Source organism: Acinetobacter sp. WCHA29 (genome assembly GCF_002165335.1).
Taxonomy (GTDB): domain Bacteria; phylum Pseudomonadota; class Gammaproteobacteria; order Pseudomonadales; family Moraxellaceae; genus Acinetobacter.
Genome location: NZ_NHRQ01000004.1, coordinates 195,105 through 208,477, shown reverse-complemented (window position 1 = coordinate 208,477; position 13,373 = coordinate 195,105). Strand labels below are relative to the sequence as shown.

Sequence of the window (13,373 nt, the reverse complement as noted above, 5' to 3'; positions counted from 1 at the left end):
AATCTCAACTATAAGACATCAACCGATTGCAAAATTTGTTTTACCTCTATTTCGCCTAAACCTAAACGATGAGCAACCACGGCAACAAAAATGGTTTGCACATCATCAGTAGTCACAAAGCTGCGACCTTCAACCAGTGCATAAGCTTGTGCAGCAGCTTTTAATGCCAATACTCCACGTGTTGATAAGCCATGCCGTTGTTTACGTGTTTCAGCAGCCAAATCTAAAATATAATTGAGTACAGCATCACTTAGAAAAACCTGTTTTGCTAATTCACGTAATTGCAAAATATCAATTTGCGTAAATACCGCTTCTAATTGATGAATTAAAACCTGACGTGAGCTTTGTTGTAACAGTAGTTTTTCAGCTTGACGAGACGGATAACCGAGCGATAAACGCATCAAGAAACGGTCAAGTTGTGACTCAGGCAAAGCATAAGTTCCACTTTGAAATAGTGGATTCTGCGTTGCCAGCACCCAAAATGGTTGCGGTAAGTCATAATGTGTTCCATCAACAGTGACAGCACCTTCTTCCATAGCTTCAAGTAATGCACTCTGTGTTTTTGGACTACAACGATTGATCTCATCTGCCAATAAAATCTGAGTAAAAATTGGACCTTTCTTGAACTCAAATAAATGTTCTTTTTGATTAAAAATATTGATCCCAATGACATCACTCGCCAACATGTCATTGGTAAATTGAATCCGCTGAAAATGCAGCCCTGCTAGACGAGCTAAGGCACTAGCCAGAGTCGTTTTACCCAATCCTGGTAAATCTTCAAACAATACATGGCCACCTGCCAATAAACAGGTCAGCGCTAATTTAGTTTGTTGTGGTTTATCTAAAATAAGTTGATTCACTTCAACCAAAAAACGTTCGATTTTCTGAGTAAAATTTTTAATATTTTGCTCTACTTCTTGATTTTTTTGTTGTTTTTCTTGAATAGAAGCTTTTTCCATGCCCCACATAACGTAATCCTCAAACTAAAACAGTGCATGATTCAACATACACTGTTTTAGTTTTTTTTCAAAGAAATCAAATGACTTCTAGCAAGGACACTTCTTCATATTTCCACCTGCCGATGGATAGCGTGAATCAATACAATGCCGATAAAATGTCTTGGCATCCATTGGGGTTAAATCAGGATGATGTTGCTTCATGTGGGACAGATAATTCTCGTAATCAGGGACACCAACCATCAAACGAAAACTTTTTTGCAGGTTCTGCCATAAAGACACAATTCTAGACCAGTTTTTGGGCGAAAAGATCAGGTGTTTTTGTGACAGAATCGTGAATTTAATGATCTTTACAATCACTGAACCACCCTGCCGTGCAATCTTGAAATCCATGCCTACTCTCCCTTGATGCTATTCGCAGTCATCGGTGTTTCTGAATAAACTGCTCGTGCTTCATTCACAGTAGGGATTGAACTTGCCAAAGCTTTACGGATGACTCGAATAGATGCAATCACCATCACAATTGCCACAATCATAAAGAAGGCACACAACGCAGCATTAATCTGGTTGGACATGACAATCGTCTGCATTTCATCAACGGTTTTGGCTGGTGCAAGTACCTCACTACGCGCAATCGCATCCGAGAAACGGTTGGCTTGGGCAAGGAAACCAATCTTTGGATTTTCATGAAAAATCTTTTGCCAGCCCGCCGTCATTGAAGTAATAAACAGGAAAATAGTTGGGACAATAGTGACCCACACATACTTCTCTTTTTTCATCTTGAATAGGATGACTGTACCCAAAATCAACGCCATTGAGGCAAGAATCTGGTTACCGATACCGAATAGCGGCCACAATGAGTTGATCCCACCCAGTGGATCAACCACACCCTGATAAACAAAGAAGCCCCAGCCTGCAACCGCAACAAAGGTTCCAACCAGATTTCCAAAGAATGAGCTGGATTGTTTCACCGCTGGTATCACGATACCAACCGTATCTTGCACCATGAAACGGCAGGCACGTGTTCCTGCATCTACTGCGGTAAGGATAAATAAGGCTTCAAACAGGATGGCAAAGTGATACCAGAATGCCATCATGGAACGGCTATTGAAAATTTCCGAGATGATATGTGCCATACCAATCGCAAAGGTCGGCGCACCACCCGTACGGGAAAGAATTGAACTTTCACCAACCTCCTGAGCAAGCACAGTCAGCATCTCAGGTGTGACGATGAAACCTAGATTACGCACCGCTTCCGCAGCCGTATCCACCGTTGTACCCAGAACTGCCGCTGGTGCATTAATCGCAAAATAAATCCCTGGATCAAGTACGGTTGCACAGATCATGGCCATTATCCCGACACCAGATTCCATCAACATGCCACCATAGCCGATCATGCGGATATTGACTTCATTATCAACCAGTTTTGGGGTTGTTCCAGAAGAAACCAGCGCATGGAAACCTGAAATCGCACCACAGGCAATGGTAATAAATAGAAAAGGAAATAAACTGCCTGCAAATACAGGCCCTGTACCATCAGTAAAATGGGTGACAGCTGGCATTTTCAGGTCGGGCATGGCAAACACAATGCCGATCGCCAAACCTGCAATCACACCGATTTTAAGGAAAGTGGATAGATAGTCACGCGGGGCCAACAGCAACCAGACTGGCAAGACAGAGGCAATAAAGCCATAAATGATCAGTGCCCAAGTCAGCTGTGTTCCACTGAGGGTAAATAATTGCCCCCAATATGGGTCTTTCGCCACATCACCACCAAAGACAATTGCAGCCATCATCAGCACAAAACCGATGATGGATACCTCTGCAATTTTCCCTGGGCGTAGATAACGCATGTATATGCCCATGAATAATGCAATTGGGATGGTTGCTGCGATACTGAACACCCCCCACGGACTATGCGCCAAAGCTTTTACGACAACCAATGCAAGTACCGCAAGAATAATAATCATGACACCGAGCGTACCCAACATCACAATAACACCTGCGAAAGTACCTAACTCCTGTTTTGCCATTTCACCCAAAGACCGACCATCACGCCGAGTTGAGATAAATAGCACAAGAAAATCTTGTACCGCGCCTGCAATCACCACACCGACCAAAAGCCAAATGGTTCCTGGTAAGTAACCCATTTGCGCTGCAAGAATTGGCCCAACCAAAGGCCCTGCACCTGCGATAGCAGCGAAATGATGTCCAAATAAAACGTATTTATTAGTGGGCACATAATCCAGACCATCATTCAAACGATGTGCTGGTGTTAAGCGTTTAGAATTTAATTCAAAGACTTTTGTTGCAATAAATAAACTGTAGAACCGATATGCAATGCTATAAACACAAACCGCGGCAAGAACGAGCCAAACTGCATTGACATGCTCTCCACGACTTACCGCCAAAATTCCAAATGAAATTGCACCAATGATGGCAACTAAACTCCACAGAATTTTTGAGGATAGCGTCGACTTTGCTTGTACTGTCTCCATTCAGAACCTCTCAAATACATAAGCTGTAGTTTTGGATTTCCCTTCCTATGTTTTCTTTAGAAGAAATATCTTTGTAAGTCTATCTGTTATTAAAAATGATTTATCTAATACTTTGGCATAAAAAAGGGATGATTGTTTAATCATCCCTTCGATAATCGTATAGCTTACATAGCATTGCTACTCATTTACGATTATGCGCGCTCTAGGTAATCACCTGTACGCGTATCAACACGAACACTTTCTTCTTGCTGAACGAATAATGGAACACGTACTACTGCACCTGTTTCAAGTTTCGCTGGCTTACCGCCACCGCCAGAAGTATCACCACGCACACCTGGATCAGTCTCAACAATTTTAAGCACAACAAAGTTCGGTGGACTCACTGTTAAAGGTACGCCATTGAACAGCATGATGGTACATTTTTCATTTGAATCGTCTTTTAACCATTTCGCAGCATCACCCATTGCAGTTTTGTCAGCAGCGATTTGCTCGAAAGATACAGGGTCCATGAAGTTCCACATTTCGCCATCGTTGTAGAGGTAATCCATTTCAACTTCAACAATATCAGCGGCTTCCAAAGAGTCACCTGACTTGAAAGTTTTTTCCAATACCTTACCAGAACGCAGGTTACGCAGTTTCACACGGTTGAACGCCTGACCTTTACCTGGTTTTACATATTCGTTTTCCATGATTGAACATGGGTTGCCATCAAGCATAACCTTGAGGCCTGCTTTAAAATCATTTGTAGAATAATAGGCCATGAAAGGCTCACTCCAAACTTAAAACTCAAATCTATTAGTGCTAGACTACGCGCACAGCTTAGGCTATCACTATTTTAACGTATGGCATGATAAACTATTTACATCAAGAGAAAAACTGGCAATCACAACTCAGTGATCTAATTACTGATCCTTTGGAGTTGTTAAATCTGCTTGAATTATCCACCAAGCAATTATTATCAGGGGCAATACTTGCCTCTGAACAGTTTAAATTACGCGTTCCACGTGCATTCGTCGGAAAAATGCGTATTGGGGATCCATTTGATCCTTTGCTATTACAGGTTTTACCACACCATCTTGAACTTGAAGAACATCCTGAATTTGTTACTGACCCATTAGGTGAGGAAGCAGCCAATCAAATGGCTGGTGTCTTACACAAATACCAGTCTCGCTTTTTACTGACCTTAACAGGTGCATGCGCAATTCACTGCCGTTATTGTTTCCGCCGCCATTTTCCATATCAAGAAAATTTACCTAAAAATGATGATTGGCTAAATATAAAACAATATATTGAAGACAACCCTGCCATCAATGAAATCATTCTCAGTGGGGGCGATCCTTTAACTTTATCTAATCGAAAAATAGCACTTTGGATAGAGCGATTAGAATCTTTACCTCAACTCAAAATATTGAGAATCCATTCACGAGTTCCAGTTGTTATTCCCAATCGTATCGATGAAGAGCTTATTTCTATTTTAAAAAACAGTAGGCTACGCATTGTAGTAGTGATACACTCAAATCATGCTTCAGAACTTGATGATTTAACGTGTTCAAAGTTATTACAGTTATCATTACATCATATTACTGTGTTAAATCAGGCAGTTTTACTTAAAGGTGTGAATGACTCTGCAACATCTTTAACTCATCTAAGTTATCGACTATTTGAAGCGAGGGTTATGCCCTATTACTTACATGTATTGGATAAAGTAAAAGGTGCTCAACATTTTGACTTAAGATCTTCAGAGATAGATCATATATACAGTGATGTATTAGCGAGTTTACCTGGATATTTAGTTCCAAAACTCGTCAGGGAAATTGCGGGCGAAAAAAATAAAACACCGCTTTTTGGGGTTCAAACGTTCTGAGATTGATTACAATGATGAATAATGCATTTTCGGATATTTTTCAAATTCCCACTGTTTTAAGACGGGATAAACTCAGTTTTTGTGATGCAAACGCAAAAAGTTTAACAGAATGGATTTCAACCCTCTCAATTATGCAGTTGGGTGATACTTCAAAAGCATTGTTTGCAGCTTTATTAGAGCTTTGTGAATTAGATTGTTCAGAAACATTACGCTTTGATCTCATTCAGACCTTACATCCAACGATTGAAAATATTTTAGGTAGCCTAGAGAAAAACTTTTTTAATCAGGGTGTAATCAGTTCAGATCGTAATGAGCACATTATTGAACTGGCAATGCTGTTACGCTGCTATTTTGCGGCTATTTATATCAATATTGTTCGCCGCAGTAGCGAACAATTGGAAAATCGAAAATTTTCTATTTTTGCACTAAACCAAAAGAAAAATTTACATACTGCTAGAACACTTGCAACTTTCCAAGCATTACAACAACTTACGCAGCTTCTTTATCAACAACACATGTTATATAGTGAACCTGTTGCAGGACAGTGGCTCATTGCACATCAACTATACGATGCAGCAGTGACACATAAGTATCATCATGTGACTATTGAACAGGCGCAAACTAAGCCAAATAGCCTGAATAATATTGCTCAGGCCTATGCTCAATTAATTTTGATGGATATTTTTAATACCAATCAAATTCGTCAAACAGAAATTCAAGCCCTGTTTCAATGCAGTTTTGACTGGGCCAAAATGCTACAGCTCTTATCTAAAGAGACTGATTTAACTAAATACGTTGTTGATACAACTAAAGATCATCCGCCAATATACAACAAAAAACAAAGTTCAGGATTTAATCCTAATATCTTTATTAGTACAAATGGTTTACTTGATCATGTGACAGCAACCTTACATAAAAACGCTGAATATATTTCTAAGAATGAAAAGATTTACCTCACACCCGCTCTAAAATTCCACGTTCAGACCATTTTAGGATCTACGGCAGAACGTCGCCATGAACGCTATGAATATTCAGCTCAACTACATATTTGTTTTGGACTCTTAACAGCCCACTTCTATTTATCCAAAGCAAAAAACTTCGGTGAAACATTACTCTTAGAACACGGGTATGGACTACAAAGCGAATCAAAATTTTTATCAACTTGGGATAAAAAAGATTCTTCTGGCAATCAAGAATCCTCAATCCAGCGTTTAAGCCGAGAAAACAAAGCCATTTATCAAGCGGATATTTTAGATATTAGTGTTAATGGTTATCGAATTAAATGGTCAGCCGAAGCACCAAAAAATCTAAGAACTGGCGAATATATTCTTGTAAAAGAAACCTCTCATGGACATTGGCGCGGCGGTGTAATTCGTTGGCTAAAGCAATCAAGTGAAAAAAGTTTAGAATTAGGCTTAGAGGTTTTAGCACAAGAAATTTTCCCTTGTGCAGTTCGCGTACAAGCAGATCGTCATATTAGTAATTATCACCCTGCGCTTATTTTAAAAAATCAAAATTTAGATAAAACTAAAACAACAATAATTTTGCCAGGCTCGCAAATTTTTCGCGAACAGCAAGCTGTTCATTTGAGATTAGGGAAAGAGGAAGTAAAAGTGTATCTGTTGACTGCACAACTAATTACCCAAAGTTTTGTTCAATTCGACTTTGAACTACTTAATGAAGAAGAACAACCCGTTCTTAATAAATTTATTGCGCAAAAAAATATGGATACAAATGACCAAGATTTATGGGAAGCATTGAAGTGAGAAATTCTTTACTCTCTAAAAAGTTGAAACGAACTGAAACGCGCTTACTCATTATTGATGATAACCAATTAAGGTATAATCAAGTTTTAGAGCTTTTTGCGCAGCAAGAACATCAAGTACAGGCTATTTTACTTGATGATTTAAAAACTTTTGAAAAACAATTGAATTTGCCTTGGGATATTGTAATTTTTGGACGTGCTTACGATCTAAAAATCGAACAAACGCTTTCTCTTATTCATGCATCCGCACAACCAAGTTTACCCATTCTACTGCTTGAGCCAGATGACTATAATTCAGCGCTATATCAAAATTACATTCATAAAGGTATTTATGATGTTGTGAACTTAAAGGCGCCAGAAGAATTTTATATCAGTATTATTAGATCACTTTCATTCAGTCGTTTAGTACAAGCAGAGCACCGTTTACTTACCGAATTAGAGGCAGCCCAAACACAAGCCCAATCACTTGTTGCTGAAACACATAAAGCAGTTGCAATTCTACAAGAAGGTATTCATGTCAAAGCGAATGCTGAATATGCTCACCTATTTGGTTTCGACAGCGAAGACGACGTCATTGGCTTACCAATACTTGATATTTTACAACCTGAAGATTTAGGCCAGTTTAAATTACGCTTTAAAAGAATTTCCCAAGGCTTATTCGAACAAGCACGCTTTGAAATTCGCACCCAAAATCCAATGGTTAAGAATAATCTTTTACATGTTGAGTTCTTACCCTCTGGTAATGATGATGAAATACAACTGAATATTGAATGTGAATCATCATCAACTGTTGTTTCAGCAGCAACTGCCACGACTACTTCAGTACAAAGTGAAAAAGCCTCTGGTATCATCTCAGCACTGCAACAAATTAATCGAAATTTAGCAAATCACCCAGCCAATGCAAATGCGCTCATCTTATTTAGCCTGAATAATTGTCCAAACGAAGTTTTTCAAACTGACTGGCGTGGAACTAAAGCTTATTTTTCAAATATTGCAAATTTCATTAAAGAACAAGTTAATGTTCCAATTTATCAAATAGAAACGGCTTTGTATGTTGGGCTTATTCAAGCTGAATCAAAAACAGTTTTAAACTCTTTGCTTATAGGCTTGAATGGTTTACAAAAACCTCAGTTATTGGTCACTGAAAACCACACTTTCCCATTACATTTAAAACTGGGCTATCAAGAACTAGACCAACAAATATTAGATGATGCTCATTTTGAGAAAATCATTTCTCAAGCATTTACGCATGCACTACCAGTCTTGAAAAATGCATCGATTGACAGTGATATTAGCCTGACAACTGATAAAATTTCAATGTCGATGGAAGTCAATCTTTTAGAAGAGCTCAGAAGCAAATTAGATAAGGGTGATATACATCTAAAATATCAGCAGCTTTATGATAAACAAGATCAATTCACTCATACCTATGAAGTATTTGGCGGTATTATTCATAATAATCAATGGTTAGACTTGATGGATCTTAGTGATCTAAAAGATGATCATGAATTATCGGCTCAGTTAGACCGTTGGGTATTAGTAGAAGCTTGTAAACAATTACACAACTTCATTACCCAATATCCAAAAGCTAAATTAATTATTAATCTGAATCATCATATTTTATTGAATGACAGAAAATTATCCGAATTGGTCGCTAAATTATTGACAATTATTGGAAGCAAACAAGCCCATCCTTTAATTCTGCAGTTTTCAGAGCAAGCTCTTCAGCAAAATTTATCACAGGCTCAATCTCTGATTGCATCACTTCGTCAACACGGCGCTGAGATCTCTATTCGTAACTTTGGTGATTCTCTTTATAGTGACTCAATTCTTCAACAGATCGATACGCAGTATTTAAGCTTCCATCGAAAATTAGCGAAGATGCTAGTATCTGAAAAAGAAATGGCAATTCTGCAAGAGAAAATTCTTCATTTTATTGCTGAAAAGCAAGTTGAGATTTTACTCACCGAACTCAATGACATGAGTTTGTTTGCGAATGCATGGAATGTCGAAGCCCGCTTCTTGCAAGGTAACTACTTCCAAAAGAAACTTGATCGTTTAACTGACGTACAAGACCAATAGAAAATCCTCCCTAACCCTCCTTTGATAAAGGAGGGAATATCAAAAGGCATAAAAAAACGGGCATATCGCCCGTTTTTTTGTTTTCTTGATATTAACGTTTGATAGAACGTGACATACCAGAGAAACGTTGTTTGAATTTGTCGATACGACCACCAGTATCCACATTCTTTTGTTTACCAGTATAGAATGGGTGGCAAGCTGAACATACGTCAAGATAAAGAGTTTCTTTACCAAGTGCAGAACGAGTTTCGATTACGTTACCGCATGAGCAAGTAGCAACTAATTTTTCGTATTTAGGGTGAATATCGGCGCGCATGGTCGATGCTCCTATTTAGTAAGAAAGGCTTAAGCTGTTATCGCAATTGATCACTCTCAAGATGAGGAAAGCAGAGTGTTAACACTCGCAGATCAATACCACAACAGACCATTTCTTTTGACTCACCGAGACCCTTAGATCAGAGCAAAGCCAACAAGTGGCAAAGATTATACGCCAATAAATCAAAATTTGCGAACTATTCTTGTTTTGATTTTGACCAACGATTCGCAATTACACCACAGACCATTAATTGGATTTGATGAAAAATCATAATCGGCAATACAATCATACCTAAAGGCTGACCAATAAACAGAATTTGCGCCATTGGCACGCCACTCGCTAGCGTTTTTTTAGAGCTACAAAAGAAAATAGTAACTTGATCTGCATGATTAAACCCTAACCATTTTGGTAAATACGAAACAAGCAACATTACAATAGTAAGCAAAACTGAGCATGCAAGTACTAAATACAGCAAAGCTAATCCACTGATTTGATGCCATAAGCCTGCAACTACAGCACTGCTAAAGGCACCGTAAACTACCATTAAGATTGATCCTTGATCGAAAGCTTTCACTAAGCTTGGTAATTTGATCATATAAGGAAAAACATAAGGGCGAAGTAACTGACCTAAAACAAAGGGAACCAATAGTAACAAGGTAATTTGAACAATCGATTGCGTAGGATCAAAGCCATGTTGGCTTTGGCCTAAGATAAAATAACTCACTAAGATTGGCGTAATAAACATCCCAATGATATTGGAGAAAGATGCACTACAAACCGCTCCTGCAACATTCCCTTTTGCAATCGACGTAAATGCAATTGAAGCTTGTACCGTTGAGGGTAAGAAGCACATAAATAAAAAGCCCCAATACAACTGTTGCCCAAGAAGCGGCTCCAAAACAGGTTTAGCTAAAAGCCCAATTACAGGAAAAATCGCAAAAGTAAAAGCAAAAACCAATGCATGCATTTTCCAATGCAGCATTCCCTGTATAACGGCTTCACGTGACAACTTGGCGCCATGTAAAAAAAATAATATAGCAATCGCAACTGTCGTTAGGATATTAAAGTAATGCGCAACCTGTCCCGAAACTGGGAAAAAAGTCGCTAGTACTACCATTGCTATCAATAATATTGTGAAACGATCTAGCGCCAAGAGCTTTAACATAACTTTTCCCAATCTGTTCGCTAATAACGATACAGCCCAACATGAGATTATTGACCATTCGATCAAAACATCATACTGGGCTGTATAAATAAAGCTATGGCTTTAAATTAGAAATTGTGGATCAAGATACGAAATTAATTATTACGTGCATTTTGATCCTGTTGAATCAATTCAACCTTATAGCCATCTGGATCTTCAACAAAAGCGATCACCGTAACTCCACCTTTCATTGGGCCAGCCTCACGTACTACTTTTCCACCAGCTGCTTTGATTTCTTCACATGCTTTATAAGCATCATCTACGCCAATAGCGATATGACCATAGGCATTGCCTAAATCATAGCTAGCTGTATCCCAGTTATGAGTCAGCTCAAGCACAGTATTGTTTTCTTCATCACCATAGCCCACAAAAGCCAAGGTAAAACGCCCTTCTTCATAATCACGTTGGCGTAGTAATTTCATACCAAGTACCTCAGTGTAGAACTTTAAAGATTGTTCTAAATTACCTACTCGTAACATCGTATGTAACATGCGCATAGTTATTCACCTGTCTGTTGAGTTGTTTGGTTTTCATGGTCACGTAATAGTTTCGCAACCCAAACCACAAGAATCAAAATTGGAATTCCAATTAAAGTCGTCATTAAAAAGAAATTTGGGTAGCCAATATTACTCACAATCGTTCCTGAATAACCACCCAATAATTTGGGTGTTAAAGTCATTAATGAACTGAAAATTGCATATTGAACTGCGGTAAATGATACGCTGGTTAAGCTAGATAAAAAGGCAATAAATGCAGCACCAGCTAAACCTGAGGCTAAATTATCGACAATAATGGCAAAATAGAGCCATAATGAGCTATAGCCTTTTATCACTTTGCCAGAAAGTTCTATTGTGCCTGACTGACTTGGATCGACCACAGCAATTGGCTGAATATCGACATCGAGTGTGGTTTCAACATGTGATGCAGTATTGATACGGTATGATCTTGTTGCAAATAACTGGCTTGCACTATTATTTTTTAAATGAACAAAAGCTTTAATGGTTTTAGTGGAAGATGCTTGTAATAGCTTTCCATCTACAGCACCAGTAAATATTCCTTTATCATCCACTTTCGCAGCAAATTCTTGATTATCTAATTTAAGGATAACAGGCTTATCCTGATTTAAATCTTCAATTTTAAGCCCTGCTAATTGTCCTTTAACCACTAGACTTTGCTTCAATTCTTTTTCTGTTAATTGATCATCACCACTAATAGGTAATAATTGAATCTGAGCGTGCTGGGCATTTACTAAGTATGGTATTGCAAGAGTTACATTGGTATCACTCTGATTTTGGTACTGAGTACTTACCTGTACCGAATTTGCTTTTGCTAAGACGTCATTCGGCACTTGTAATTTCCAATATCCAACATCATCGGTTTGCACTTGATAATGTTTATTTCCGACCTGAACCTCAACTGGAGCAAGTGGTTTACCTGATTTGACCAAGCCGATAAAAATTAAATTGGTTGAACTGGCCAACACTGCGCCCACGAACATGAGTTTCATAATGTTCATGCGTTGCGCCAACAAACCACCGAGAAAACCACCAACTAAACTAAAGATCACACCATAGATTTTCACAGCCTCAGCAATTTGTTCTTTACTGAAATTTAGATCTTGATAGAACACATTGGAAATCACTCCTGCAATGATGTCTGAGATGCGGAAAAAACCAATCAGCAGTAAAAGAACTAAGGCAAGTTTAATACCGTAACGTTTGAAGAAATCTAAAATTGGGGCAACCCAAGTTTCTTTAGCCATTTGTTGATTCACGACGCCAGCTTTAACTAAACCCAAACCAACCAATAAAGCTGTGGCTGTAGCAGTTAAAAAGCGCAGTGCTTCTAAACCAAATAAAGCGGCGGTGTCTTTAATATTTGCGGCTTTAGCGGTAGCATCTGTTACATTCCCAGAGTAAATATAACTGACAACAAAAGTTGCAACAGCAATAAAAAATACAAAAACTAAGCGATAGTAATCTGTAGTTTTATAATGTTTATAAACACGATTTACTTGAGGTTCACGAATGCATAAAGTTGTAATAATACCAACCACCATGACTGCTGCCATGGTGAGATAAGTATATTTCCATGCTTCATAGATATAATTGCCTTTAGCTGTACCTAAATAAGCAGCAAGAAATAAAGCCCCTGCACCCGCAACGATCATCCCGATACGGTAACCTGCGTTGTAAGTTGAAGCTAAAACCGTTTGCATCTCACTTTCAGCGAGTTCAATACGATAAGCATCGATGACAATATCTTGAGTCGCTGCCGAGAATCCTAATAAAACAGCACCAACTGCCATTTGAATTAAATAGCCTTGTCCAAGTGCTGGGTCGGAAAATGCCATAATACAAATTGCACATATAATTAAAGACTGTGCAATCAACAACCAAGCACGGCGGCGACCTAAACTTTTCGTTAACAATGGAACAGGCAATTCATCAATCAACGGTGCCCAAACGAATTTAAAAGAGTAACCTAATGCCGCCCAACTAAAAAATGTCACAGCACTTTTATCAATTCCTGCTTCACCTAACCATAAAGACAAGCTAGAAAAAATCAATAAAATGGGTATCCCTGCCGAGAAACCAAGAAATAGCATAATCAGTGCACGGCGATCTAAAAAAGCTTTAAATGCGGATGCCCACCCAGTGGCTTGAGTTGTCATTGGTTATTATTTTC

General features: G+C 38.5%; 11 protein-coding genes. 3 read left to right on the top strand and 8 right to left on the bottom strand.

Going from position 1 to position 13,373, the window contains the following annotated elements; genetic code table 11:
- Positions 1-8: 8 nt before the first annotated feature.
- From CDG59_RS05000 to efp, 4 genes are all read right to left on the bottom strand, one after another.
- Positions 9-968, bottom strand: coding sequence for an AAA family ATPase (locus CDG59_RS05000; RefSeq protein WP_087543977.1), 960 nt, complete (start codon positions 966-968; stop codon positions 9-11).
- Between the two features lie 78 nt (positions 969-1,046).
- A complete protein-coding gene (locus CDG59_RS04995; protein ID WP_087543975.1) occupies positions 1,047-1,349 on the bottom strand; it encodes a YbdD/YjiX family protein in 303 nt (100 codons plus the stop codon).
- A gap of 2 nt (positions 1,350-1,351) precedes the next feature.
- Positions 1,352-3,454 carry a carbon starvation CstA family protein gene (locus tag CDG59_RS04990; RefSeq protein WP_087543973.1) on the bottom strand — a complete coding sequence of 701 codons (2,103 nt, stop codon included), beginning with the start codon at positions 3,452-3,454 and terminating at the stop codon, positions 1,352-1,354.
- Positions 3,455-3,645: 191 nt separating this feature from the next.
- Complete coding sequence (gene efp, locus CDG59_RS04985) at positions 3,646-4,215, bottom strand: elongation factor P (RefSeq protein WP_004652839.1); 570 nt, start codon at positions 4,213-4,215, stop codon at positions 3,646-3,648.
- 86 nt (positions 4,216-4,301) lie between these two features.
- Here efp and epmB point away from each other — a divergent pair, with 86 nt between their 5' ends.
- The 3 genes from epmB to CDG59_RS04970 are packed head-to-tail and all read left to right on the top strand — an operon-like array spanning position 4,302 to position 9,165.
- On the top strand, positions 4,302-5,318 hold the full coding sequence (gene epmB / locus CDG59_RS04980) for an EF-P beta-lysylation protein EpmB (RefSeq protein WP_087543971.1): 1,017 nt from the start codon (positions 4,302-4,304) through the stop codon (positions 5,316-5,318).
- An 11-nt stretch (positions 5,319-5,329) separates the two neighbouring features.
- Complete coding sequence (locus CDG59_RS04975) at positions 5,330-7,084, top strand: GTPase (protein ID WP_087543969.1); 1,755 nt, start codon at positions 5,330-5,332, stop codon at positions 7,082-7,084.
- Positions 7,066-9,165, top strand: coding sequence for an EAL domain-containing protein (locus CDG59_RS04970; RefSeq protein ID WP_087543967.1), 2,100 nt, complete (start codon positions 7,066-7,068; stop codon positions 9,163-9,165). The genes CDG59_RS04975 and CDG59_RS04970 overlap by 19 nt, the downstream gene beginning before the upstream one ends.
- Before the next feature lie 91 nt (positions 9,166-9,256).
- On the opposite strand, the gene rpmE is transcribed toward CDG59_RS04970, so the two are convergent.
- The 4 genes from rpmE to CDG59_RS04950 form a co-directional block, all read right to left on the bottom strand.
- Positions 9,257-9,481 (bottom strand): 50S ribosomal protein L31, encoded by a 225-nt coding sequence (gene rpmE, locus CDG59_RS04965; protein ID WP_004662919.1) that lies wholly within the window; start codon positions 9,479-9,481, stop codon positions 9,257-9,259.
- Between the two features lie 196 nt (positions 9,482-9,677).
- Positions 9,678-10,646: a bile acid:sodium symporter family protein gene (locus CDG59_RS04960; protein ID WP_087543965.1), complete on the bottom strand. Its 969-nt coding sequence runs from the start codon at positions 10,644-10,646 to the stop codon at positions 9,678-9,680.
- Positions 10,647-10,780: 134 nt separating this feature from the next.
- A complete protein-coding gene (gene gloA / locus CDG59_RS04955; protein WP_005159336.1) occupies positions 10,781-11,182 on the bottom strand; it encodes a lactoylglutathione lyase in 402 nt (133 codons plus the stop codon).
- 2 nt (positions 11,183-11,184) lie between these two features.
- Positions 11,185-13,359 carry an AmpG family muropeptide MFS transporter gene (locus CDG59_RS04950; RefSeq protein WP_087543963.1) on the bottom strand — a complete coding sequence of 725 codons (2,175 nt, stop codon included), beginning with the start codon at positions 13,357-13,359 and terminating at the stop codon, positions 11,185-11,187.
- Positions 13,360-13,373: the final 14 nt, after the last annotated feature.